This window comes from Yersinia sp. 1652 StPb PI, assembly GCF_041538345.1.
GTDB classification, from domain to species: domain Bacteria; phylum Pseudomonadota; class Gammaproteobacteria; order Enterobacterales; family Enterobacteriaceae; genus Yersinia; species Yersinia enterocolitica_E.
This window is the reverse complement of record NZ_JAULSM010000001.1, coordinates 1017834-1042713: the sequence shown is the minus strand read 5'-3', so window position 1 is coordinate 1042713 and position 24880 is coordinate 1017834. Positions and strand designations below refer to the sequence as shown.

Below are 24880 nucleotides of genomic sequence, written 5' to 3'. Positions count from 1 at the left end.
TCTCTTCTTATTGCCACTCAACCCGGTATGCCTGTTGTTTGCGCAGCGCGCTTTAGTTCAGGCTGATTGGACGCATTTAGCTGCTGTAGTTCGGCCATCACTTCGCCTGCCGGACCAAATCGCTGCTGTTGCCCCTGATTCAGGATCAATAACTTATGGGCACGAGCGGTCAACGCAGGACGATGAGTGATCAACACCAAGGTACAACCGCGTTTTTGTAGCGCATCCAGTGCCGTCAACAGGGCACGATCCCCGGCGGTATCCAGACTGGCATTCGGCTCATCCAGCACCAAAAAACAGGGATCACCATATACTGCTCTTGCCAGCGCTATCCGTTGGCGTTGACCGCCCGACAGACCCGCACCACTCTCACCAAGCTCCGTGTCATAACCTTGAGGCAGTGAGAGGATCAGCTCATGAACCCCGGCCAACTTTGCAGCGGCAACCACTTTCTCACTGTTAGTGGTACCGAATCGGGCAATGTTCTCCGCCAGAGTACCGCTAAATAATTGAATATCTTGTGGAAGGTAGCCGATATATGCACCCGATACTTCTTTGTCTAACTGATTCATATCGGCTGAATCCAGCCGCACAGTCCCTTGACTCGGCGCTTGTACTGCAACTAACAAGCGTGCCAAAGTGGATTTTCCCGAGCCGGAAGCACCCAGAATCCCCAAAGTCTCCCCCGCATTAAGAGAAAAATGAATATTATGCAAACGCGGAGGTTGATTGGTATTGGGACGGAAAGTGAGGTGTTCAACACTCAGCTCACCTGTCGGTGCTGGCAAGGTCATGCTGTCTTCACGATGGGGATGATTGTGTAACAGTAAATGCAAGCGGTTCCAGGCTTGACGTGCTGCAACCCATTGCTTCCAGACCCCAATTAACTGGTCGATAGGACTAAGCACTCGCCCGACCAAAATCGATCCGGCGATCATCATACCCGCGGTAATCTCACCGTTTACCGCCAGTAATGCCCCCAAACCTAGCATCAAAGATTGTAAAACAATGCGCGAGCTTTTCGATAAAGCAGTCACAGCCGCAGAACGTTCACTCGCCAGATTCTGCTGGCGGATAAAACCATAGTGCTGCGCTAACCAGCGCTTACGCATATTGCCTAACATTCCCATCGCTTCAATCACTTCCGCATTGCGTAAATGCGTATTGGCCTGATGGGTTGCTTGCATTGACAGCTTATTGGCTTGCGCCAATGGGTGGTGGGTAATACGTTGGTTTAACCAGGTGAGGATGATCAGAAAAATAGCACCGCCCAACGCCAGCAGACCCAGCCACGGATGTAACAGGAAAACCACAGCGAGAAATAACGGAAACCAAGGCGCATCGAAGAAGGCAAACAGAGCATTACCGGTGACAAACTGGCGTAATTGAGTTAAATCCGTTAACGCCTGTCCTGCTTTGGCATCACCATCACGCAAGTTACGCTCAAAAGCCGCATTGAAAACCTGTTGATTGAGACGCAAATCCAGTCGGGTACCAAGACGGATAACCACCAGACTACGCACCCACTCTAGCGCTCCCATAAAAAAACATAAGCCAACCATGAGTAATGTTAGCATCAGCAATGTCATCTCATTACCCGAAGCCAAAACCCGGTCATACACCTGCAACATATACAAGGAAGGTGCCAACATCAGTATATTAATAATGGCACTGAATACGCCCACACCGTAGAAACTCTGACGACATGCACCCAGCGCTTCTCGCAATCGGTCATAATTAGGAATTGAATGAGAAACCATATCTTTCCTTTAATGGTTTTCTGACAAGCGAAATATTATGTTTATGGCTTTACCTCTCAAGGAAAAAAATAAAGTCATTAGATGAAGTAGATTGGTGTTAATTCGGTATACGGCGCAATGTGACCACTCCGGTATTATCCGGCAAAGTCATTTCATAACCTTCTTGTGCTCGTTCAAAAAATGCCAATGCATTACCAGTCCCATCAGTTAAAGTAATGCCGTCCGGTGTTGGACGCCAGCCCTGCGGAGCACTACCCAGTAACTGTTTAAGGCAGGAGGATTCTCCGCTGGCATGCCAGGTCAAGTTGGGTTTAATTGCCGTGGATTTCAGCTCAATGCCGCAGACTTTCACAACAGAGCTATTTAACTGTAATTGCCATTGACCACTTAAATCACTGGCATTCGGTAGCACCAGACTGCTCGCCATAATCGCTCCTGAACTCATTAAAGTTGATATCGCCAATATGGCACCAAACAGTGACCGATAAGGTTGACGTAATGACCTCTTCACCATAAATACTCCTTTATAAACAGTGCTCGGCTTATCACCCGGACGCTGGTTTACTCTTATCAGCACAGCCTTATAAGATAAACGCTATCTTTAGATCAGACTGTTCCATAATTCATAATATAAAGAGGCATTCAGCAATAATTAACCCACTCTACATGCAACTATAAAACTCATTATTCTTGATTTATATGCTATTTTCATCTCTAACACGGTTGAGAGTTTTTTAATTACTACTTCTGTAATACGTGATAAAAACGTCTGATTAAATCAACCAGACGTTGGATAGCAATCACATCAAACAATAAAATCAGTTGCCTGAGTTGGCTGCCCCACAATTTTCACAAGAAAATCAGGTAATAATTGCCCGCCATCAACATTTAATGCCAAATCGCTGATATTAGTCTGCGGATCATAAGTTAATAATGCTTCACTGGCAGAACCGCTAAAATGATCGACAAAGTGAATACCACCGCTGCCAGTATTAAAAACGGATAAATCGATTTTATCTATACCGCCCTCAAAATCCATGATCCAGTCTGGCGCACTTGGTGAAGAATCCGTGGTCCGGCCGAAAACGAAAATATCGCTACCGCTGCCCCCCCAAAGTTTATCTGCACCGCCGCCGCCGAACAGAACATCATTGCCTGCGCCACCACGTAGTTCGTTATCTGCTCCATTACCCACCAGAACATCATTACCAGAACCACCAATGGCATTCTCAATCGTCACGTTGGCGGCGATTGAAACGTTAGCTTTTAATCCCCCGACATCAGAAAAAGCAGCTTCTTCCAGATTGATACGTTGATCAACGCTATAGCCTGAGAAATCAAAGGTATCAATGCCGCCCGCATCCCAAACAGAGAATACTTTCTGATCACTGCTATCTGTCAGGGTAAAAGAGTCGCGCTGAGTGTTGGAGTTGAAACCATAGATATTATCTTCCGTGCGGGTATCCATATTCGCACCGTAAAGACGCTGAATTGCAAAAATATCATCCACCAGTGGCGTTGACGCGTAGTGCCCCTGATGGTCAGCCCCGGATTGCCAAGCATCCCAATAACTCATGATACTGAACTGACGAGTATCTTCACCATAAACCGCATCCTTGGCAAAAGTATTACCCTGTCCGGCGTTATAATTCGCAGGGTGACTCAGACCAAGTGCATGTCCCAATTCGTGCGCCAGAGTCAAGCGGCCATACTCCATTTTCTCTGGCTCTCGGATATTATCCATATTGTAATTATACCAAGTGCTGGTATCAGCAATTCTTTCGTTAGGACCAGAAGTATAACTGGAACTGGTATATGCCTGCCCTCCCGCCAACTGCCCATCAGCCGTTAATGAATAGTTGCCCAATGTAATATTGGCTTTTTCGGTTGGCCCCACCTCGGTGAAGTGGATATTAGCGACATCAGACCAGGATTGCAGTGAAAATTTAGTTTGTGCCACTTGCTCAGGATTGAATTTAATAAACCCGTGAACATCATCCGATTTTTGAGACTGCAAATCGAGGAATGAATAAGTCAGATCAACATCGTGCCCTAAGGTCGTTTTTCCATTCCAATTTAGTTCGCTGCGGTTTAACTGCAGAGCCGACTTACCTAAATCAAAACTAATCTTTCCACTTGACGTAGTAAAACCATCGCCTCGAACTGAGTCACGGAATAAATCAATGACAGCACTATAGCCACTTTGGTTAATAGTGTTATTGATCTGATCATTAGCTATTTTATTGATTGATTTCAACGTCAAGTTCCTTGTAATTAATTAAATTCACCACCACCTCGACAGCCCACATTAATTAATGGATAGATATTTCCCCATGTAAGAAAGTGAATCCATGTCATATCCTTTGTAGTGGCATCACATAAAGCTATACTATGACATAATATAATTTGCCGACTAATTAATAGGTAAAAAATAATTATCGAATCATCACGATGCATTCTAATTATATGCTTTGAATTATTAAAATCAAGGAATGGTAATTAAAATCAACAAAACCAAAATATCTAATTACATGCATAAAGCACAGACGATATCACTATATAACCTCATCATTCCTGGTTTAACTTACTAATAACGTCTAATAAAACTCATTAGACGTTATTTTTGTTTCATAAATATAGGTTATCAAACAATAAAATCCGTTTCTTGTGCTGGCTGCCCAATTATTTTTACTAAAAAATCGGAGAATGAATGATCGCCTGTCACATTATTTAATGCTAGCTCACTAACATTGCTTCCAGCATCATAAGTCAGCATAGCTTCGCCTGCTTTACCGCTGAAACTATTAACAAAATGGAAGCCACCACTGTTGGCAAAATTGAAAGCTGAAAGATCAATCTTGTCAATGCCACGTTCAAAATCCATTATCCAATCAGCAGCTTGTGGGGTGGAGTCACTAACTTTGCCAAATACAAAAATATCTTTACCTGCCCCACCCCACAACACATCAGCACCGCCATCGCCGAACAAGATATCATTACCATTACCTCCCATTAAGGTATTACGAGCGTCGTTACCCACGATGATATCGTTACCTGAGCCACCAATCGCATTTTCGATAGTCACACCGGCCGCAATGGAAACGTTGCCCTTCAGACCACCGACATCAGTGAAGGATTTCTCATGCAAGTTAATACGTTGATCATTGCTATAACCGGAAAAATCAAAGGTATCGTTACCATCGGCATCCCAGACCGAAAAGATTAATGCCTTACTGCTGTCCGCAGCAGTGTAATAATCACGATTGGTATTGGAATGAAAACCGTATATGGTATCACCGGTGCGGGTCGTCATATTCGCTCCGTATAAATGCTGAATAGCAGCAATATCATCCAACATCGGTGCAGCAGCATAATGCCCTTTGTTATCGCCTCCGGTATTTTTTTCGTTCCAATAACTCATAATACTGAACTGACGGGTATCTTCCGCATAGGTCACATCTTTATAAGTCGGTGTTCCCTCCCCTGCATTATAATTACCGGGATGGCTAAGGCCTAGAGCATGCCCTATTTCATGGGTTAGTGTTTGCCGTCCATATTCCATGGTATCCGGGTGGCGTATATTATCGACGTTATAATTGTACCAGGTAGAACCAGATGAACTTCCACTGCCGGGCAAAAGTGCATAGGCCTGTGAATCAGCCAGTGACCCGTCGTGAGAAAGTGTAAAATTGCCAAATGTAACATTAGCTTTTTGGTTGGGAGTGATTTCTGTGAATGTAATATTGGCAGCATCTGACCATGACTGTAATGATAATTTAGCAGTGGCAATTTGTGCGGGGTTAAATTTAACAAAACCCTTATCGCCTCCCGGAATTCGAGTAACACTATCTAAAAATGAATAAGTCAGCTTTACCGGCTGATCAAAAACGTATTTACCATTCCACGTTTGATCAGTGCGAGTAATTTGTAATCCAGCATCTTCATTGGAGTAAGAAGGCTTACCGTTAATCACTAAGTCTTCACCACGCGCATGATACTGAAAAAACTCGCTTACTGCATTATAACCATTCCGTGATATCGCGGCATCAAACTGATCGGCAACTTTATTACTACTTGCTTTCATAGATAAATTTCCACGTAATTGGACTTAATCGTCATTTAACGGAACACAGCCGATGAATTAATTTAATATTAAATTAAAAACACGGGCATCCACCTTCGTAATATTTCAGAAGAATTAACCAACAAATGAACATGCATGATGAATAATTCGCTAAGTAGTCATGCAAAATTAATTATAGCTGGTAAATATAAAATGCAAGGGAGATCGCGTTTATTTTTATTTATTCAAATTTAATTTTTAATATTGAATTAAAACAAAGGATTATAATTCATATAAAGTTGAATTGTTTTAATAAAAATAGATGCTTTTATTAATTATTCAAACAAATACGGATTGATGGTTATACGACTGTGTTGCATTAATAGTGGTAAGTCAGCAAATAGTGAGTACTTATCTTCATCACAGACTTTATCTATCAAAATCCCAATCAATTTAGTGCAAATTTAGCCCGATGAGAGCGAATGGGATATAGCAGGCTTTGTCGCATTAAGGCGTTGTTAGGTAACATGCTGTTTTTTTTTGTGATGTTATCTGCCCATGTCTCTGATCCGAAACGCCCTCTGTCGCCTGCATTATCCCGTCGATATTATTGCTCAGTGTGTCCGCTGGTATTGAGCTGCTACAGATAATCCGCAAAGGACAACTTCATCATCCTACTGGTGACGGATTGTCACCGGCAGAACAATTTTATCTGTTGGCGGCTTGAAAAATAGGCAGTGCTATTTTTCCGACCTCGCTCTGTTAATGCGACAAACCTACAAATATGGAGTAGTTTAATTTTCACGGCAAACTTAAACCAGAGCTAAACGAATGGGGGATTTACATATTTCGTATGAATAATCTGGGTAGCAATATTTTTAGTGAGATAATTACAATTAAAATCAACAGCATTTCTTACCTGATAAGGAGTATCATCGCGACAGAAAAATTACGTTAATGATGCAATCCCAACTCGAAAAATTAAAAATATAACATCCAAGATTACAATAACAAAAAAATAGAAAGAATTACCAATCACACGTTCTGTTACTTTGTTCAAAAAATAAAATTCAAATATAATTTAGCATGTTAATTAATCACTCCATGAATTATCATCTTTAGTTAATAGATAATTCACTCATATGGAGAATGATAATGAAAATCTTGTTTATCGATGGGGCACAAAAATCATTGCATTATAACAATAAGAAAATTATGTTAACAGAAAAGGAATTTCTAATGCTCGAATTGCTAATAAGTAAGAGGAAAAACAATAAGATACCTATAGATGAAATTATAACTCATGTCTGGAGCGGAAGAGAGAATACTATAGTTAAAGGCAATGTCTCACAGTTAGCCTATCGGCTAAGAAGTAAATTATCCGCCATAGGGGATGCTATCCAGATATCTATTTCTATGAATAGTGGTGGACGTTGTAAAGTTCATCGAGACGCGATAACCATTATCACAACAAATAATGGAATTCTCTGCTTATTGCTCAAATCTCTACTGAATGTTAACAAAAACGACGCCATATAATATTGGTTAGTTAGCCGGTAAGCAATCTTAAGACACTGACAATAACGACAGTTAAATTATAATTAAAGATGATCACAAGTAACAAATAGGATAAACATAAATAATTGTAAATGACTTGGATAGTATAGAGACTACAAGATATTATTTGAAATCCAACAAGTACGACAAATTAACATAAAGCGACTATGATAAAAGGAGTTAGATCTATCCATTCGGTATGGACTAAGAATAAAGCTAGAAATATATTTTATATAGACATGGGTCTGACTATTATTTGGCCCATGTGCTGAAGTAAAATAAACTACTCCAGTTACAGGTTAAGATAATTATTTATACTGATTTTTATGGTGAAATATAATGAACAGATATTCGAAATCAGCCATTGAATATGGCTAATAAATGGAGATACATCATGTCACTAAAGCCCCCAGCAGAAACACAAGTTATTACGTGGATAATCATCGGTGTCCTATCTGCCTGGGGAGGGGTGGTGAGATATCTAATAGATAAACAAGGAACCCGTTGTAAATGGAGTTGGATGGCTGTAATTAGCCAAGTAATAATATCGAGTTTCACCGGTTTATTAGGTGGATTATTGAGCTTTGAAAGCGGTGCTAGCTATTACATGACATTCATATTTTCTGGATTGTTTGGTGCAATGGGCAGCACAGCTCTGAGCTATATATGGCGTCGTTTCTTCAATCCTTCAGGGAGGTAAAATGAGTAACTTTATTCTTAGCCACATCAGTAAGAGTAATTTACGAGGCGTTCATCCCCATCTTATTAACATTGTGTATTTGGCGCTTGAGATTACAGATATAGATTTTTGTGTCATTGAAGGCGTCCGTGATATTTCACGTCAACGCCAAATGGTACTAACCGATAAAAGCCAAACGTTAAATAGTCGTCATTTAACTGGGCATGCTGTAGATCTTGCCCCATGGATAAATCAATCTATTCCATGGGATAACTGGAGTGCATTTAAAGTAGTTGCAGACGCAATGAAAATTTCCGCAGAAAAATTAAATATTCTCATAGTATGGGGGGGCGATTGGAAGACGTTAAAGGATGGCCCACATTTTGAACTCTCACGAAAGAGCTACCCATGATATTACCTATTTCAAAAATGTATAGTATCGGACTATTTCTAGTCATACTACTTGTTTGTGTATTATGGATACGCTATCAACAACGAGCTTATAACCAAATTCAACAAGATAATAAGCAATTGAAAATGCAAAATGGCTTATTAAACAACCGGTTTTTACAACTAAAAAGTCAGGTTGAAAATTTAGCTTTTGTCATAACTAAACAAGCTCAAAATCACACTGAATTGGAGACAAAAAATGATTTATTCCGTCAAAAGACTCGTGCCGCTTTGGCGAAAACCCCTTTAGCTAATCAGCCTGTCCCAGTTGATGTTATCCGGTTTCAGCGCGAACTTATCGAACCAAAATAGCTATCATTTCGAGTTTATTCCTCGCTCTATTTTTGAAAGAAGCGACGCGCCACCATTCGATGTTGAGCGTTGGGGTGATTATCCAGATTATTTTTCCCGTCTATATCTAGCGTTGGAAAAGTGTAATCTGGATAAAGCCACTGCAGCAGAGCTAATTTTTTTTGACATGAAATACCTAAAGTCCCCTACGAAAAATCAAGAGTCATATCTTGCCCCCCTATCATGGCGCGATTCATATGTATTATGGTAATGAAAATGAACTCTTGCTAGAGTTGCGGCCGTAATAATCATGAGCCAACAATGTTCCAATTTTCAATCAACATTATGTTTCTCATTGCATTTTCTCAGAAAATAAACCCAGTAATATAATCTCAGAGTTGAATCCCATTGGTTATTTATGGGGGCTTTGTCTTTACCAATCAGAGTAAAAAAACACATTCGATTATCGCAAGGTGTTCTATCAACTAATCAAATAGACACTGTCAGTAACTGGTTAACTTGCGACTAATTATAATGAAAAATTAAATTACCGTATTATGCCGAATCTATAAGTGAAAGTAATATAACAGTAAGATAAAATACAGAATAAATAATTAAAATAAAAACATATAAATATTAATAACACTACTTTTAACCTAATATTGATTTTTTAATGAGTAACATGTTGAGTATTCTTCTGGCACCAACACTATGGTTGGCATAAAAAGAGGATGTAAAATATGAACAAGGTAACTATCACTATCAATACCGATTCAAATGAAGTAGACGTTAAAAACTTAACTGAGGCTGATACCGAGAATTTAACTTTGACCGCAGCACAAGCCCGAGCCAGGGTGCCAACTGAGGTTGCTCCTAACTCAAGTACCGAGGTTCTTTATCGCAGCACACCGATTATTCCTGAAAGTCGTCGAAATGTAATGATCACTAATGATGGTGCTGCAAATGTAATTACAGCTCAATATTATTGGTCGCACAGTTTTACAAGTCAATGGTTCTTGTATACCTCTATTGACGTAAATGTCGGTGATTCTAAGTTATTAGTTTCACCATCTAATTCATTATATTACAGTAAGGTTGTTCTAATTAACAATACAAGCCGTAAGGCATATGTTACCGCTGAGGAAAAATAAACACCGCCTTAATATAAGGTAATTTATTTTTATAAAAAGTAAAATAAAACATTAACTGGTCTCACTTTCGCAATAGTTAAGGCCAAATATTTACTATTAAATATTGACTTCTGTTTATGCAAAAGTGAGGCCATTAATTGTCTTTAATAAAGTAATGCCTTAGAAAAGGCGACATGGTTTTTTATTTTAAACTTTAACTATAGGTATATTAAATGAATAACATTACAGAATATAGCAATACAGCGGCACTTGTTCCTTACAATGTATATGCTACTTCAGCCTTTGAATTTGACTGGGACTCCTCAGCAATTCTTAAGCAAGCAGTGCTTAAAGGCATATCATTCATTCCTTATGTCGGTGATTACTTATCCTCTATTATTGATTTCTTTTGGAAAGACCAAGAGAGGGATATCTGGCAGGAAATTTTGGGTCGGGTACAGCAACTTATTGAAGAGAATGTGCTTAAGGCTATTAAAGGCATTCTATTGGGTGATATTGCCGAACTTAAGGGGAAGATTGCCTCCGTAGTTGCAGCTTTGCAGGATCATCCTGGTACACCTGAAGCCAAAAGTCTATTTATGAGCGTATCGGTACATTTGGACAGTGTACAACGCAAGTTTACTACTTTTGATCACAAAACTAACTATCATATTTTGCCGATGTATTCAGCAACCGCGTTAATGCAAATAATGTACTGGACTATGGGCATTGAGCGTAAAGACGATATTGGACTGAACAGTAATGAAGTTGGGCAACTTCAACGAAATATTGATCTATTGCTTAAACATGTCGAAGGCTATATCCAAGGGATTTACGATACAGAATTAGAGATCCAATACAACGACTCTGCACCTAATACTGTAGCTAACAATGTTATGTATGTACATGGCTACTGTCGGGTACATGGCTTGGAGTACACCGAGATCATTCAAAATATCCAGAAAAATGGAAGCAATACAAAGGGACTGTATTTAAAAACACTGAGTTATTCGACCTTCTTTGGCTGGCCAACCAGTCATGCACGAATTCTTGCATTAAAAGACGAAATTAATATGCCGGAGCCATTTAAGCCAAAATTAATAAATGGCCGTATAAACCAAATCAAGTCAGTTAAAGGTTTTATTCAACGTATCGGAGGCGCTTTACGGGTAGGTGGATTAGAAGTTACCTTTGAAAATGGTAATAAGTATCAACAAGGAACTGTTACCGGTGAATCTAGTTCAATTGACCTCAATGGGAGTGTCATTGAGACAATAGAAACCTGGGGTAATGGTGCTATTGACGAAGCCAAATTTACCCTAAGCGACGGACGTATCTTAACTGTTGGTCAGCGCTATTCAACAAACTACAGAAAGTTTGCGCTCGAGGGGAAATATATTTCTGGTATTTTTATTGCCAGCGATCGAAGTGAACTCGCCGGTCAAGCTGCAAATATTTGTGTTTCTTATCACCAAAAACAGTGAAATAAATAATTTAATCTATATAAAGCTGCATTTTTGCAGCTTTATCTTAAGTTAATTACAAAAGGAAAGTAAAAATGAATAAAATACCTCTAGCTTTATTTTTATATGTTTTTTGCATTTCAGCTTATGCAGTGAAAGAAACGAGTTCAAGTTCAATTTCAGAAACAAGTATTCCACCTGAAAGGAGTATGCAACATTCTGCGAGGAATAGTGAAACCTACACCTATATAAAGTGTGTCTATAGGAAAAATAAAGATAAAAATTTTGATGCAACTTCATCTTGGGAATGGGGGCGGGCGGGTAACGCAGCCAACAATTATGCTACAGTTAATGGTCATTGGTATTCCAGCGCCATTCTAGCTAATATGTTTTATACAAAAGCTAGCCACCAAGAAATAAAAAATGTTTGCATTAATACATTAAATAAAAAAGACATTAACTATAGTGACTTAATACCTTACGCATCTGATTACACTCTATCTTATTATTACTCATTCTGGAATGAAGGAAGTAATATTCCCTCAGTAGAAGTTGGCAAAGCGAAACTGGATAGAATGGTTGTTTTCGGCGATAGTTTATCTGATACGATTAATGTTTATAATGGTTCTTATGGAACAGTGCCAAATAGTAATACATGGTTTTTAGGGCATTTTTCAAACGGACTTGTTTGGCATGAATACCTGAGTAAAAAGCATATCAAGGTGCCTGGTTACACATGGGCAACGGGCAATGCAGAGAGTGGCAGTAATCTGATATTCTCAGGATTTAGTCAGCAATTAGACTCATTTGAGTCTTATATGAAAAAATCTAATGGATATGATATTGGTCAAACTCTTTTTCTTGCTATGTTTGGCGGCAATGATTTTATCACGGGAAACAAATCACCTGATGATATTGTTAATAACTATAAAACCTCTTTAGTTAGATTGAAAAGTCTGGGAGCTAAGCAGGTTGCGATATTTACTCTCCCTGATTTCTCAACTATCCCTGCGGTTAAGAACTGGAGTCAATCCGACAGAGATAAGTTAAAAAACAAATCCACTGAGTTTAATACGAAACTAAGTTCGTTAATTAATTCTTTAAAATTAACTTATCCTGATGTCAAATGGATTATGCCAGATTTAAATGCAGCTTTTGATAAAATAATCAAAAACCCCGCAAGCTTTAATTATGTAAACGCTAAAGATACTTGTCTGAATCTGAGAGATTCCAGTCTTGATTATATTGCAGGTGCATCACCTAAAGACGAATGTAAAAATAGTAATGGAGCATTTATCTTCTGGGATAACATGCATACAACGACAAAAATGCATGAAGATATCAGTGATATCTTGGGTGATGAAATTAAATTTTTACTGTAAATGATCGTTAGCAATATAAGTAACCGTTATGTAGAAATGGCGTATGTTCACTGTGGAGGACATACGCCTCTTTATATTATTATAAAGGATGAGTTGTATATAAATTATGATTATACACATGGCTATTCAAACCCTTGACGAATAGCTTTGCGAAAGAAGCGCAATGCAGCCGCAGAGTCCCGTTTAGCGGTCAGCAAAAGGTCGATGGTTTGGCCTACAGTATCGACCGCGCGGTACAGATATCGCCACTAGCCTTTGATTTTGATGTAAGTTTCATCCATTCGCCACCGCCGACCTACTGTGCGTTTGTGTCGGCGAAAAACCTTATCTAACAGCGGCACCCAACGATGCAGCGTGGAATGGTCAATGACAATACCACGCCCCGCCATCATCTCTTCCAGGTTGCGTAAACTCAGTGAATAAGCCAGATACCAGCGGACACACTGAGCAATAATATCGACGGGATAATGCAGGCAACAAAAGGCGTTTCGGGTCAGAGACATGGGCAGGTAACATCACAAAAAACAGCATGCTACCTAACAACGCCTTAATGCGACAGAGCCATTTCATGTGGGGGTGTCTCATTCCATGGAACCTCGGCTTCCCCCTATTTATACCCCAACTATCTATAAAATTCAGTCGATGCGGATAAGCCTAGGGATGCCAGGAATTGTCAGAGAGGCTGATTATATAAGGGATTTATGGACTTAGATAGAATTTAGGAGACGTAAAGATGGTCCCTACAGGAGCCAAATTAAACCCTCAACACACTGTTAAATAAATATATTTACCAGGTTCAATTTTCAAGATACCCCCAATGATACCCCCAAATAATTTTCCTTCCCCAAGCCTATACAAATAAATTACCAAGAATAGTGAAAGACGGCATTTGCTATAAGAATGATTTCATATCATCGCACTTCACTTTGATGGTTGTTATTTGACCACTAATTTAACAGTTGATTATGGATTCATAATCGCAAATAAAATTTCTCTATATATAACCAGAAAGTGGTCGGTTCGGTAGGTTCAGTCGGTTCACGGACTTATTTATTTGATATATAAGATAAATTAATTTTAAATTGAACCGACCCACGGTAGGTTCATTTATCAAGGAAGTCGGTTCAGTATCCATCTTCATATGTAGAAATAGCTGGAGGAGGATAAAAATATTATTATAAAACATAATGTTATCAACTTACTTTGGAAATTTCATGCTATGCCGCTAACTAAAGGTTTTCATTTCATAATAGGCTGGGCAATTAAGCGCATTGATGTAGGTACTAACTCATAGGATCAGTGTTGAATCGTCTGTATAGGTCAAAGCACTGATGAGCTGTTCTGAGCTGATACTTTTCAGTAACGGGAAATTTATCAGCTTAAAACCGTTACTGAAGCAGATATCACACGTCTTGTTCTCAGTATCGAGCACTATTTCTTTAAACGTTTTAAAAATAAAACGTCTGCATTTCTCCCGGTCCTCTTTTAAGGTTAAATCCAACGTTGTTACATCCTCACTAACGACCAGCCTCTGCTTATTGTTAACTGCACGGATCATGGATTCATTACTTTTGAATTCTTTATGCAGTGCCTTTATCTTTTCAGCCAGAGCAGCCACTTCAGGTGCTATTTGTAATGCCTCAATCAGCCTATCAATACTTTTAAGAACCTCAATATTTCTGTCCTGGAGCGAACGGGTCGATTCTCTACTGGTTGAATTAGTTTGGAATTTGTCAGCATGGATAACAACTGTAGTTATCAGGTTTACATCTGCAATATCACGCCTAATAGATGGAGTATTACAGCGATGTAACCGGCGCATAGGGCATACGTAATACCCCATCCCTTTGCCATCTATAGAATTGAGAATGATACTGTGACCGCATGCTTTACACTTCATCACCGAACGGAAGAGATTAATTAGATAGGGATTATCAGTGTGCTTGTCTTTGCCAAAGGGTGGTTTTCTGAACTCTCTGACGGCGTAGAAAGTTTTATCGGAAATGACTCGGGGAAAATAGCCCGCTATTTCTTGTATTCCATTGGCTATCGTACGATATGACGGGGCATTTATTCCAATAAGCGCTTTATTTACCAATAGTTTTTCAATTGTAGAAGGGTTCCAGACACCAATTTCTCCTGTTAGCGTTATCACCTTTTTATCATTCAGGACTTTAACTATTCCATTGAGGGATTGCCCTTTTAATCGTAGCCGAAATATCTCTTTAATCGTCCTGGCATGTTCAGGTATCAGTTCGAAACTATCTCCGCTTTGGCTCACCTTCAACCAACGCGGGCAACTTCTGGTAATTATTTTGCCCGAGGCCTCTGCTTCCTCCCTTTTCTTCTTCCATGCAGACTTCATCCGACGTGATTTGATTTCACTTTCTTCATTAGCCCGCTGCGCAATTAGAATGGCTTTTATCAGTGAGTAAGGATCATCCAAAGAATCTTTAGTGTAATGAGTATGGTCGCTAAGCGTAACAACATCGATACCGGCCTTTAATATGCTTTTAAGTCGTTCCGTTGCTTCACCTATTTTTTCACGAGACAGTCGGTCCAGGCTTTCTACCAATAGAACCGTGCCATATTCAATATAACCGCCCTCTACAGCTACCATAAAGTCTGAGAATGCCCCTCGCGTGGCGTGTTTTCCATGGTAAGCACTGATACCCAAATCTTTATACGTCAAGTCGTCCAACAAGTAATCGGGGTTAGCCTCAAGCCATTCCATCACTAACCTGTTTTGCCTTTTTAAAGAATCCCCATACTGTTGAACAGACGCAGAGAACCGGAGGTATGCGATTGCTTTTTTCATGGATATAACCAACGTAATAATGAAGACAGATACTGGCATACCGAAACTTAGCAGAAAGTGAACCCTGTCAAATCTTCTTCATGAGGAAAAATTCAGCATTATTGATTTAAAAATAAGGTTGATGAAGAGATTTTGAAGGATACGTGGGAAGGTGCTGATGATTGGCTTCAGGCTTAAACTACTCCCGTCAGGCCGGTGATCTAGCGGCCACTCCTTCCCTGATAAATCCCCAGTATTTGTGTTACAAACTATTCGATCTATGATGCTTAAGGAAAATCTAAACTCTATGGCACCCAAAGGCATCCAGCTAGTCCATATCTCAAGGAAGAGTAATGAAAGAATATGTAATCCCTACAATTCTAGCCGCGGTAAGCGTCATGAGCCTCTCATTTACCGCAATGTACCTATTCGACCTATTGGGTAATGGGTTGAGCATTGGAGGGATATGTATTAATGAAATTCGAGTTTACCATTACCACTGCTAGCCCATAGAGGGGTGGGTAAACAAATACAGCGAATCTGGCAAAGACCAGAGCGCGTTCAACTTTAGGGAATCTAGTGGATTTGACCACCATTAAATATAAAGGAAATTCAAATGGATAGCCCTACATTACCTTCACTTGGCCCCCAGATAAAAATGGAACTTTTCCCAGTTAAAGAGGTTGAAATTAATGGGATACAAATGGGGGTGCTCAGTGATGGTACGCCTTACCTTTCCCTGCGAGGATTAGCAAAGTTATGTGGTGTAGATCACAAGACATTGCATGCATTAACAACCAACTGGATTGAAGAGAGAAAAAAACCAAGAGGCAAGAGGATTGATGAAATCCTACAAGAGCAGGGGTGTTTTTTAGATGATCTATATACCGTAGTTAGCGGTAAAAGCAATTGGGATTCACATGCTTATCCCGATATTGTTTGCATGTCTATCCTCGAATACTATGCTTTTGATGCAAGCCAAGCCGACAACACGATAGCTCTAAAAAATCACCGGACGCTAGCTAGGCAGACCCTCCGTACATTTATTTTTAAAAGCGTTGGGATTGATCCGAGCAATCCAATATCTGGTGCTTGGAAATGCTTTCAAGAAAGAATAGTTCTAAACGATAAGCTGCCTGCTGGTTATTTTTCAGTTTTCAGAGAGATGGTTGATATAAGCGTTCCGCTAATAAATGCAGGATTTGAGTTCAACCAAAAAAATGTTATAGATATAAGCGTTGGCATTAGATGGGCCAATCATTGGAAAAAAAGTAAATTATCAGATAAGTATGGCCCACACACCAAGCATCCGCACATTTACCCAGATTGGTTCCCCCAAAACAAGGCTGGGCCACAGCCAGCAAACATCTATCCAGAAGATGCTTTAGGTGAATTTCGCAGATGGATGAGGGATGATTATATACAAAATAACCTACCCGAATACTTAGCCGGAAAAGCGAACGATAAGGTCATAGAACACAAGAAAGTTATTGAGGTTCTTGAACAACTTCAGCAGCAGAAACTACCCCACAAAAAGCATTGATAACCATCTAACCCGGCCCCGCTGCCGGTTTTTTTGTGCCTGTAATCTGACAATCTCAACACCCTACCCGCGTTAATCCCTTTCTAGCGGCCACTCAGTATTATCTGACAGTCGTTCTATAGCATCATCCATACAAGCAATTACCTCGTCACTTCGCTCTGAACGGTGTCCACGCTGCTTGGTGATTGAGTCTATGAGACTTTCAACGTCTATAGGCAGGCCAATGGCATGAAGTGCTAGCACCGTATCACCTACTATTCTGCACGTCTCTGCATACAGCCGATCTTCTTCATCTTCTGGGAATCCCATAACTACCTCCACATAATTTCACCAAATTTAGCACAACTATCGTCATTTTCCCTCAATAGCGGAAAAGAATAGACCGGCCATTAAGCTCGATTTTGTATTTTATAAGCCTGACAAATCACAATGATCGTTTTAACCGATCAATATCAATACATTGATCTGTCTAACCAATTTGCAAACGTGAGAAAAACAGTGGTGATCGGGATTATTAGAAGAATATGTCTTTATGCGATTCGAAGTACATGGAAAAAGAATAAGAAAAACTATATTATTTGATTATAAAAATATGTCATTATTTCAACCTCAGTAGAGAATCACCATGTTAATAACTTGTATTTACATATTGATAAGTTTAGGTTTCTTTAATACGCTAACATATATTTATTCTCCTTCGGGGGATAGAATATCCAATGGTGAAACTGTAGTTCTTGTTTTGGGTGCATTTTTGTGGCCAATTATGCTCATTGGCGCGCTTACAACATTTATATTCGCAGGCCCACTCCTCAGTTTATTCCGATTTATACGCCGATATGAGAGTAAATTGAACAGCTAGTCTCCCCTTTGATACTCCGGGCAATTAAGCCCGGTTTTTTTGTTTTACTCTACCGTTACAATTGGCTCAGGCAACCCATCACGAATGAAACTCGGCAGTGAATCGTAAAATGCTATATATCTTGGATCGTTAGCATAAACCTCACCTAAAAAAGAATAATATTCCGGTGATTGCTGGCAGCAGAACCAACTAATAATTACTGTTTCTGTTTCATTAGAAAATTGTACATATAAATTCTCCATTCTTAGCTCCCATTAAAAAGCATAATCAACCAAGCTAGATGCAAAATTAGTTAATGTACCCAACGTCGCATTAGCAGAGTAATAAATGGTTTGTGCAGTGATTACCGGGATATTCATAGCTGTATATGTAGACCCATAACCTGCCGTAGTGGTCATTGCGCTTGCCCGCCAAGCGATACCAGAAAGGGACGATGAAAACCCCATGCCAACAACGCCATTAGTAGATGTCCCCAATGCGCCATCTACGCTGCAATACTTAGCATTTATAGGTAAGTAATTGGGCATATTTATTGGAAGTAGCGGTGTCGTTCCTGTTGTTGTAGTCAGTACGGTTATTCTAGGGAATGAAATAGAACGGTCTAACTGATAACCAACAGTAAACTGGCTGCTTGCAGTTCGCCACACGCTAACAAGTGCTGAAGCTGTGTAGCCAGACGGCATGTTAGCCCCGCCATATACCTCTGGGGCCAGCACTGACGTAGCATTAACTGCCAGCAATGCGGACACTTGAGTTGTTGGGTTGTAAATTGCATACAGCGTTACAAATCCCGTTGCTGGCGCGGTACCCGTGTCCATGCCGCCTACGCCGGTGTTTGCAAGATTAATCGTTTTGTTGAAACTACTCAGCTTGTACTGCAATCCACCTAAAGCAGTTTGCACGATTAATTCATCCGCGGTGAATGTTGCCGTCGCAGATGCGGCTGTAACACTCATTTTTGCATTGCGCGATGTACCAACAACCCCTGTTAATTGCGATAAACCAATGCCGCCAAGGTTTGCAAGAGCACCAGCGGCAGCAGTTGCGCCGGTCCCGCCTCCAGAAATTGGGACTGGGTTTGCTGAGTTCCATGCCTCGCGCACAGTGAATACCCGAGATCCAGCGGCACCGACTGAAATAACTTCATAAACTCTGTAGTTTGAGTTCGTGACTGTATGTGGTTTCAATGTAAAACAAATATAATTACTTGAATTTGCAATATAATTAACAGTAATGCTGACGGTTAAACCGCTTGGGTAAGTAACGCCAGAAGGCGCATTTAGCCAATTCACAGTCGAAGCAAGATAATTTGCACCCGATGTAAATGTAAAGTTCTGGAAGTCAAAGTTTACGATGGCTGGCTGAGTCTGCAAGCCAATGCCTATCCCCGTCAGACCAAGAGTTGCCAATTTAGATACAGCAGTGGCTACCTGATCAAATTTATTGCTGTCTGGTGTGATACCGGCAGCACTCAGTACGCTAATTAATTCACGCTGAATGGTATTAAACCACTCTGCCGGCAATATCGTTGGTGGCACCCCACCCGCAACATTGCCATCCGTAAACTCGCCATTAATGTCAGCGCGGGTATTCGGTATATCGCCAATTTTTTGCATAGAAAATCCTCGCCAGTTAAGGCGTTAAAAATGAATGAAGGGTAATTATTTAATTAATGTAGCCAAATTTAAGGATGGTATGAGAAGGGTTTAACACTGTTAACCGACATTCAAGCTGCTTATTTCCCCACGAACGCAGCGGATCACCACAATACGTTAAACCACACTGGGCATAATTTATGGTGGTTTCTGGTGCGGTAATCAGCCAGGTGAAAGGCCACTCGTCACCGTTTAAAGCATCACCACACACGGACATCCCGGCACAGGCTTGCCGGTATTGGGTGATAGCAATGGAGTAACCCAATGCCTCAGCAACACGAATAAAATAAGCAACAGACTGACCACCAATGCCAAACAGTTTAGATACTACGGCCCGCTGACGTTGGATAATGCTGTCAATCTCACCTATCGCACATAAATCAGGTAAACCAAGCGTCGCTTCCCATTCAGGCAGCATTGCCGTTGCTGTAGAGGGAAAAGCCGCATCGAGCAGATCACGGGCATCCTCATCACTGCGTTGGAAGGATCGAGCTAGTGCGCGTAACGTACTGGCTTGAACACCGTTAAGTTGCCGTGGCCAAACCAGACCGCCCGGCATTAGTGCTTGAAGAGCGGCGGTATATTCATTCACAGAATAACGGCTCATAGGTAGGTCACCGTGCCCCGGACAGGTAATTTACCGGTTTCAAGCTGAATATTAGTCGTCGGAGAGTCGAGAATAAAACCACTGGTCCCTGTCACATCGCCGATGGCCAGCAGCAGTGACGACAGTAAGATTTTCCCACCCGGCTCACCCTCAGTAAAAAACACCTCATCAATAGCCGTATTTATTGCCGTGGTAGTTTCACTGGATGCCGCAGGAATACCACTGATAACAAAATTCACGGGCGCGGCGACCGGCGCACAAACATATATGATGGCGATAATGGGCTGTAAGGGATAGATATGATCTGCAACTCGCCCCTGATCGCCGGTCGCTTTCACCGCCCCCCATTCTTCAAGCTGAGATACGCCGTCAGTCCCAACAGGAAAGCCGCCAGAATCATTGCCATCGCACATGATATAAATACCGACCGTACCAACCCCCTGTAAGCGGCGTTTAACCCAACATCGAGTAATACCTGGTACTGACAATGCCCAGCCGCGATAATCAGTATCGTTACCGCCTTGAGGGGTGTTTTGATAGGCCAGCAACATACGGGAACGAAAAGCATCTTCTGACTCAATATCAGCGCCGCCAGATATCTTAACTGTTGCGGTGGCCACTGACAGGACACCATCAATTGCAACGTCGAGTGTAAGAGACGTTCCGGCATCCGCATTCCCCGCAATACCGCCGCCAGTAGTGTCATCTAATACACTGGGGAGTACAGCAGTGATTGAACCGGTGGCTGTACCACCAGCCCCCAGTGTTACCTCATGATCGAGGCGATATTGATAACCATCGGCCCGATTTAAAAGGCTCCCAGCGGTAATCACACGACCTGTAGTGCCACTAAATTCGACGGTAGGAGAAGTTGCAGGGTTGGCGGGTTTGCGGAAAACATCTTTCAACGCGGCCCACGCGGCAAGATATTCGTCAGTGGCATTATAAGGCGTGGATTGCAGCGCGATATAATCCAGATAACCATAATGTAAATGCGCCATTCCGGCATCAGCATCACTGATCACACCGATATTGGAGAAGCGCAATAAATTACCGCCCGTCTTGAGTTCTGATTGAATATAAGACAGGTTGCGCTGGCGCAGTTCGCTTAATGTGGGGCGATTAAATGGCATGTATTAGGTCTCCCATACCCATGAGAATTTAACTGAAGCCTGTGCTTTAGCCGGTTGTTGATAGCTGATGATCAGATTCAGTCGGTTGGGATACATTATCTGAGCATTGGCGCTTATTGCGGTCACTACACCATCATCAAGTAACCAAGCTACGGCTTCATTGGCGTAATCCTCAGCCTTTAACGCGACTTTAGTCGTGAGTTTTTCGCGGCGAAGCAACCACAAACGAGAGCCTATCGGATACTCTGAGCCGGTATCACCCCACCACCCGCGCCGATCGTCGCCGTCGATAGCGTCATCAGAACGGGCTAACCGGTCCGTGAACAGGCTAATTAAAATGGCAGTCTCTAAATCATCACCCTCCAGCAACCCACCGCCGCCGGTTTGCCAGTCACCCAGCAATTTGTCCGGTTCCCAGACTGTTTTGATATCTGTTGTCATTCAACCACCTTGCCCGTCACTTCACTGGTTAATGTCGAGCTACCACCCTGAACATTTTTAAGTTGGTGATTGTGGGTGTTATAGGCTTCGCGCAGGGTTTTCAGTGTGGTGCTATTGCTGTCTGCGTTATCGACAATATCGCCGCTAACCTCTAATAACGACGTATTTAACCGTACTTTTCCCGAGGCACTAATCGTCACCTCAGTCGCATTATTAACCGTGACCGGTTGGCCATTGGCTTCAATAATAATGCCGTTTTCGGTTAACTTGACGTATTGCCCCCATTGCGAATAAATCACCGTTTCACCCGTATTGAGTCCGGTGTGGCGAAAAGACTGATGATTTGAGCCAATAATGACTGCACTTGACCTGTCCCCACCTAAAAAACCAATAACCACATCAGTATTGGCGGGAAGTCCTGATGAAAAACCGAACTCAGCCAGCCTCGGGGTATCACTACGAACTTCTAAAGGGGTTTGATATTGGACGGTCTGAACGGTGCCACCATCATTGCTTCCCGTCACCCGCCCCACCCCGATCATCATTTTTATTTGCCGGTATAACTTGGAGAGTTGCCCTGAGTCGCTCATTACTGGTTTAACTCCATAAGATTTGAATAAAACTGATAAGGTTGGACGGTAAAGGCTTCGGGGGGCATCAGGACCATTTGCGCAGCAGTGCCGTGATCGTCTTTGAGGTAGGTCACCTCCGATAGCAGCCAGAGTTCATCCTTTAAACCAAAAACAGGTAAATCAATGGGGATCAGCGTGTTAGGTTCCCACAGTTTTCCGTCTTTATCCCGCCAGCTATCGACCGTCACCAACAGCTCTTTAGAGCGTCCATAACGGCGGTTCATTTCCCAATCAATACATTGCTGAGCCAGCTTTAGGGCTTTCATGGTACTTTCAACAATGATAATGCGGTTTCGATAGCGCATTTGGGCTGCTTCAGGATCGCGGCTTCGCGCTAACGTCACTGAACCGTATCCCGCATCCTGAACCTGCTCCTGAAGTTGACTAACAGACATCGAAACGCCGATATAGTCAGAAAATCGTTGGTCCATTCCCGAGTTATAAGCAGCGTCTTCAATATTGATGCCCTGCGCTACCCCGCTGCCTGCTTTTCGCGTACCCACCCGAGTTAGATATAAACTGCCATCGGGTAGATCGTAATACAGCAATGCCGCCCAGCGCGTGATGCGGTCAATAATTTCCTGAGAGGACTCCCCCCAGTTCAATGTAAATTGGGGAACAATATCGAGGTCGGTAACATCACTGGACACCGTAATGCCGTAGGGCATCGCTAACCGTTGAGCTATCTGTAGCGCTGTCGATTGGCTGATCACATTGTTTGGCCACTCTGCGGAGCAATCAACCAAGTCCTGGCACTTACTCCGCCCCGTAGCCCTCACTTCACGGCGATTACGACTGATCATCGGTGCCCAGCGGTCTATGTAGCCTGTGAGAACAACATCATCCCCCAAATTAACCACACAAGCGTCTCCCGGGTTAACCCACTGTTGATTGTCACTCCCCGGATAAAGGTCCATCAATGACAGGCTGAAATCGCTGGGTAACCGCTCTATGCTGCGCGTGACCCGTATATTATCCCAACCGGAAATCAGCTTATTGCCAATGCGCAATGTCAAATCATCACTCATGAGTTCAGCGCCTTAAATCGGACGGGCATAAATGCCGGGTGAACGGGGTTAGCCATTTTCACCAACGCGTCACCCCGCTGTGCATCCTGATATAGCCGATTGGCAAGATTAAGCGCGGGTAGTGATCGGTTAAAATTGACTGTCTCAACGCGAGACAGGTTCGCGCCGGTCTGCTGCAACAGCGTGACGATTGAACCGCGCAAGTCGTTTAGTGCCTGGTATACCTCATCATTACCCCTGTCAGCCGCAGAAAGCGCCGCACTGTCTACAACATCACAGACCCGCGTCAATATATCGACCGCATCGTCGTAGCTTTCAGGTTGATATTGCGAAGCAGCAAACACCATCGCACCGGCGCACAACGCAATAATAAGTTGGTAGCTGGCGGCTGCGGTATTGCTGTCACTGGGATTGGGTCGAAAAGTATTGTCATTAACTTCCGTTAATTCTTGCATCATACGGATTAAGTCAAGGGTACTGGCTCCGCTGGCCAATATGGCATTCACGACCGCAAGAGCAGCATTCGCATGCCCTTCAACTGTAGCGGCTGTTCGTAATGCCTCCGTGGCCTTGTTGACTGACTCCCGCCCCTCAACTGATACCGCCATTCTTTGTGCCACCAGCGCGGATAGATTGGCCGTGTCATTTTGTGTACTAATGGATGCAGTCGCACCCGACACGCTGCCGCCAACCGTGCCGTGGTTGTAGCGGCCATAACGATCCCGGCCTAATGTAGAGCGGAGCACATTGCCAAGGTTTGTTGCCTCGCTGGTCGTTGAATTCACCATATTGACCCAGAATGCAGCCGTACTTTTCAGCGTTCTGATGGTTTGAGTGACAGAGCGGATCTCGCCTTTTACCGTGGCGATAAATGTCGCAACGGATTTGGACGCCAAACCAAACCATGACGACTGAATAGACGAAACGGCATCTGCTGAACTGGTAACAGAGAACACCCGTAAACCTGACTCAATGATGGTCAACGTAAATTCAAAAACACGCCCTGACTCAGCCCCTTCATTCAAACGAAGACCACTTTCAGGAATACTGACCGTCATTTCACCCAGCGTTGGGTGTACTAATGTTCCCGCATCCGGCATTTCACAGGCAGCAATCAGTGAATCACGCTGAGTCATGACGTCAGGCGCGTTATAAAGTCCACTACTCTGAATAAGAAAACCACGGATAGTCAGGCGGCGAGTCGCGCGGCCCAAATCCTCAATCCATGCTGTATCGCGATAAGGGTATTCATGAATGGCCTGACGACGGCCGAATACACCTTCCGCAGTCATAACAGCAAAGGGAACCCCACGGAAGGATGCGGGGTGAAGGTGTTCAGACCATTGCCAGCTATCGCCGCCCGTACCTAACAAATCAGAAAGAGCATTACTGATCAGTGACATTTTATTC

At 42.2% G+C, this 24880-nt stretch carries 21 protein-coding genes and 4 pseudogenes; 10 read left to right on the top strand and 15 right to left on the bottom strand.

Going from position 1 to position 24880, the window contains the following annotated elements; all coding sequences use genetic code 11:
- Positions 1-17 precede the first annotated feature (17 nt).
- From Q2T71_RS04725 to Q2T71_RS04710, 4 genes are all read right to left on the bottom strand, one after another.
- Positions 18-1760 (bottom strand): type I secretion system permease/ATPase, encoded by a 1743-nt coding sequence (locus Q2T71_RS04725; protein ID WP_372558281.1) that lies wholly within the window; start codon positions 1758-1760, stop codon positions 18-20.
- 97 nt (positions 1761-1857) lie between these two features.
- The gene (locus Q2T71_RS04720; protein WP_050086261.1) at positions 1858-2274 is read right to left on the bottom strand and encodes a protease inhibitor Inh/omp19 family protein; all 417 of its coding nucleotides are present in this window, start codon (positions 2272-2274) and stop codon (positions 1858-1860) included.
- A 291-nt stretch (positions 2275-2565) separates the two neighbouring features.
- The gene (locus Q2T71_RS04715; protein WP_372558280.1) at positions 2566-4017 is read right to left on the bottom strand and encodes a serralysin family metalloprotease; all 1452 of its coding nucleotides are present in this window, start codon (positions 4015-4017) and stop codon (positions 2566-2568) included.
- A gap of 387 nt (positions 4018-4404) precedes the next feature.
- Positions 4405-5844 (bottom strand): serralysin family metalloprotease, encoded by a 1440-nt coding sequence (locus Q2T71_RS04710; protein ID WP_372558279.1) that lies wholly within the window; start codon positions 5842-5844, stop codon positions 4405-4407.
- Positions 5845-6381: 537 nt separating this feature from the next.
- On the opposite strand from Q2T71_RS04710, the pseudogene Q2T71_RS04705 reads away from it, so the two are divergent.
- From Q2T71_RS04705 to Q2T71_RS04665, 9 genes and pseudogenes are all read left to right on the top strand, one after another.
- A pseudogene (locus tag Q2T71_RS04705) lies at positions 6382-6456 on the top strand (IS6 family transposase); the annotation flags it as partial.
- Positions 6449-6550 (top strand): annotated as a pseudogene (locus Q2T71_RS04700) (IS6 family transposase); the annotation flags it as partial. The pseudogenes Q2T71_RS04705 and Q2T71_RS04700, both read left to right, overlap by 8 nt.
- A 428-nt stretch (positions 6551-6978) precedes the next feature.
- A complete protein-coding gene (locus Q2T71_RS04695) occupies positions 6979-7362 on the top strand; it encodes a winged helix-turn-helix domain-containing protein (protein ID WP_372558278.1) in 384 nt (127 codons plus the stop codon).
- A 412-nt stretch (positions 7363-7774) separates the two neighbouring features.
- Positions 7775-8080 (top strand): phage holin family protein, encoded by a 306-nt coding sequence (locus Q2T71_RS04690; protein WP_372558277.1) that lies wholly within the window; start codon positions 7775-7777, stop codon positions 8078-8080.
- A 1-nt stretch (position 8081) separates the two neighbouring features.
- On the top strand, positions 8082-8471 hold the full coding sequence (locus tag Q2T71_RS04685; protein WP_372558276.1) for a M15 family metallopeptidase: 390 nt from the start codon (positions 8082-8084) through the stop codon (positions 8469-8471).
- Complete coding sequence (locus tag Q2T71_RS04680) at positions 8468-8821, top strand: hypothetical protein (protein ID WP_372558275.1); 354 nt, start codon at positions 8468-8470, stop codon at positions 8819-8821. The genes Q2T71_RS04685 and Q2T71_RS04680 overlap by 4 nt, the downstream gene beginning before the upstream one ends.
- A gap of 719 nt (positions 8822-9540) precedes the next feature.
- Positions 9541-9951 carry a hypothetical protein gene (locus tag Q2T71_RS04675; protein ID WP_372558274.1) on the top strand — a complete coding sequence of 137 codons (411 nt, stop codon included), beginning with the start codon at positions 9541-9543 and terminating at the stop codon, positions 9949-9951.
- Positions 9952-10163: 212 nt separating this feature from the next.
- The gene (locus Q2T71_RS04670; protein ID WP_372558273.1) at positions 10164-11414 is read left to right on the top strand and encodes an insecticidal delta-endotoxin Cry8Ea1 family protein; all 1251 of its coding nucleotides are present in this window, start codon (positions 10164-10166) and stop codon (positions 11412-11414) included.
- Positions 11415-11488: 74 nt separating this feature from the next.
- Entirely contained in the window at positions 11489-12775 is a 1287-nt protein-coding gene (locus Q2T71_RS04665; protein ID WP_372558272.1) for an SGNH/GDSL hydrolase family protein, read from the top strand.
- A 137-nt stretch (positions 12776-12912) separates the two neighbouring features.
- Here the strand turns inward: Q2T71_RS04665 and Q2T71_RS04660 are convergent.
- Both Q2T71_RS04660 and Q2T71_RS04655 read right to left on the bottom strand, forming a co-directional pair.
- Positions 12913-13278: pseudogene (locus tag Q2T71_RS04660) on the bottom strand (IS6 family transposase); the annotation flags it as partial.
- A 785-nt stretch (positions 13279-14063) separates the two neighbouring features.
- The gene (locus Q2T71_RS04655; protein WP_372558271.1) at positions 14064-15593 is read right to left on the bottom strand and encodes a recombinase family protein; all 1530 of its coding nucleotides are present in this window, start codon (positions 15591-15593) and stop codon (positions 14064-14066) included.
- 595 nt (positions 15594-16188) lie between these two features.
- Here Q2T71_RS04655 and Q2T71_RS04650 point away from each other — a divergent pair.
- On the top strand, positions 16189-17115 hold the full coding sequence (locus tag Q2T71_RS04650) for a hypothetical protein (RefSeq protein WP_372558270.1): 927 nt from the start codon (positions 16189-16191) through the stop codon (positions 17113-17115).
- 72 nt (positions 17116-17187) lie between these two features.
- Here the strand turns inward: Q2T71_RS04650 and Q2T71_RS04645 are convergent, their stop codons facing one another.
- The 9 genes and pseudogenes from Q2T71_RS04645 to Q2T71_RS04605 form a co-directional block, all read right to left on the bottom strand.
- Entirely contained in the window at positions 17188-17424 is a 237-nt protein-coding gene (locus Q2T71_RS04645; protein WP_372558269.1) for a DUF2767 family protein, read from the bottom strand.
- Between the two features lie 594 nt (positions 17425-18018).
- Complete coding sequence (locus Q2T71_RS04640; protein WP_372558268.1) at positions 18019-18216, bottom strand: hypothetical protein; 198 nt, start codon at positions 18214-18216, stop codon at positions 18019-18021.
- 1164 nt (positions 18217-19380) lie between these two features.
- Positions 19381-19590: pseudogene (locus Q2T71_RS04635) on the bottom strand (phage tail protein); the annotation flags it as partial.
- A gap of 49 nt (positions 19591-19639) precedes the next feature.
- On the bottom strand, positions 19640-20236 hold the full coding sequence (locus tag Q2T71_RS04630) for a YmfQ family protein (protein WP_372558267.1): 597 nt from the start codon (positions 20234-20236) through the stop codon (positions 19640-19642).
- Entirely contained in the window at positions 20233-21369 is a 1137-nt protein-coding gene (locus tag Q2T71_RS04625) for a baseplate J/gp47 family protein (protein WP_372558266.1), read from the bottom strand. Before Q2T71_RS04625 ends, Q2T71_RS04630 begins: the two co-directional genes overlap by 4 nt.
- Positions 21370-21372: 3 nt before the next feature.
- On the bottom strand, positions 21373-21810 hold the full coding sequence (locus tag Q2T71_RS04620) for a phage GP46 family protein (RefSeq protein ID WP_083159834.1): 438 nt from the start codon (positions 21808-21810) through the stop codon (positions 21373-21375).
- Entirely contained in the window at positions 21807-22400 is a 594-nt protein-coding gene (locus Q2T71_RS04615) for a phage baseplate assembly protein (RefSeq protein WP_372558265.1), read from the bottom strand. The genes Q2T71_RS04620 and Q2T71_RS04615 overlap by 4 nt, the downstream gene beginning before the upstream one ends.
- Complete coding sequence (locus Q2T71_RS04610; RefSeq protein WP_372558264.1) at positions 22400-23470, bottom strand: phage baseplate assembly protein; 1071 nt, start codon at positions 23468-23470, stop codon at positions 22400-22402. Before Q2T71_RS04610 ends, Q2T71_RS04615 begins: the two co-directional genes overlap by 1 nt.
- Entirely contained in the window at positions 23467-24873 is a 1407-nt protein-coding gene (locus Q2T71_RS04605; RefSeq protein ID WP_372558263.1) for a DNA circularization protein, read from the bottom strand. The genes Q2T71_RS04610 and Q2T71_RS04605 overlap by 4 nt, the downstream gene beginning before the upstream one ends.
- Between the last annotated feature and the right edge of the window lie 7 nt (positions 24874-24880).

What these genes read in the sequence shown, in the direction of transcription:
- Q2T71_RS04690 (WP_372558277.1), top strand. Translation starts at nt 7,775, where the DNA reads ATGTCACTAAAGCCCCCAGCAGAAACACAAGTTATTACGTGGATAATC.
- Q2T71_RS04685 (WP_372558276.1), top strand. Translation starts at nt 8,082, where the DNA reads ATGAGTAACTTTATTCTTAGCCACATCAGTAAGAGTAATTTACGAGGC.
- Q2T71_RS04650 (WP_372558270.1), top strand. Translation starts at nt 16,189, where the DNA reads ATGGATAGCCCTACATTACCTTCACTTGGCCCCCAGATAAAAATGGAA.
- Q2T71_RS04625 (WP_372558266.1), bottom strand. Translation starts at nt 21,369, where the DNA reads ATGCCATTTAATCGCCCCACATTAAGCGAACTGCGCCAGCGCAACCTG.
- Q2T71_RS04620 (WP_083159834.1), bottom strand. Translation starts at nt 21,810, where the DNA reads ATGACAACAGATATCAAAACAGTCTGGGAACCGGACAAATTGCTGGGT.
- Q2T71_RS04605 (WP_372558263.1), bottom strand. Translation starts at nt 24,873, where the DNA reads ATGTCACTGATCAGTAATGCTCTTTCTGATTTGTTAGGTACGGGCGGC.
- Q2T71_RS04665 (WP_372558272.1), top strand. Translation starts at nt 11,489, where the DNA reads ATGAATAAAATACCTCTAGCTTTATTTTTATATGTTTTTTGCATTTCA.
- Q2T71_RS04695 (WP_372558278.1), top strand. Translation starts at nt 6,979, where the DNA reads ATGAAAATCTTGTTTATCGATGGGGCACAAAAATCATTGCATTATAAC.
- Q2T71_RS04610 (WP_372558264.1), bottom strand. Translation starts at nt 23,470, where the DNA reads ATGAGTGATGATTTGACATTGCGCATTGGCAATAAGCTGATTTCCGGT.
- Q2T71_RS04640 (WP_372558268.1), bottom strand. Translation starts at nt 18,216, where the DNA reads ATGGAGAATTTATATGTACAATTTTCTAATGAAACAGAAACAGTAATT.
- Q2T71_RS04645 (WP_372558269.1), bottom strand. Translation starts at nt 17,424, where the DNA reads ATGGGATTCCCAGAAGATGAAGAAGATCGGCTGTATGCAGAGACGTGC.
- Q2T71_RS04680 (WP_372558275.1), top strand. Translation starts at nt 8,468, where the DNA reads ATGATATTACCTATTTCAAAAATGTATAGTATCGGACTATTTCTAGTC.
- Q2T71_RS04630 (WP_372558267.1), bottom strand. Translation starts at nt 20,236, where the DNA reads ATGAGCCGTTATTCTGTGAATGAATATACCGCCGCTCTTCAAGCACTA.
- Q2T71_RS04720 (WP_050086261.1), bottom strand. Translation starts at nt 2,274, where the DNA reads ATGGTGAAGAGGTCATTACGTCAACCTTATCGGTCACTGTTTGGTGCC.
- Q2T71_RS04675 (WP_372558274.1), top strand. Translation starts at nt 9,541, where the DNA reads ATGAACAAGGTAACTATCACTATCAATACCGATTCAAATGAAGTAGAC.
- Q2T71_RS04710 (WP_372558279.1), bottom strand. Translation starts at nt 5,844, where the DNA reads ATGAAAGCAAGTAGTAATAAAGTTGCCGATCAGTTTGATGCCGCGATA.
- Q2T71_RS04670 (WP_372558273.1), top strand. Translation starts at nt 10,164, where the DNA reads ATGAATAACATTACAGAATATAGCAATACAGCGGCACTTGTTCCTTAC.
- Q2T71_RS04655 (WP_372558271.1), bottom strand. Translation starts at nt 15,593, where the DNA reads ATGAAAAAAGCAATCGCATACCTCCGGTTCTCTGCGTCTGTTCAACAG.
- Q2T71_RS04615 (WP_372558265.1), bottom strand. Translation starts at nt 22,400, where the DNA reads ATGAGCGACTCAGGGCAACTCTCCAAGTTATACCGGCAAATAAAAATG.
- Q2T71_RS04725 (WP_372558281.1), bottom strand. Translation starts at nt 1,760, where the DNA reads ATGGTTTCTCATTCAATTCCTAATTATGACCGATTGCGAGAAGCGCTG.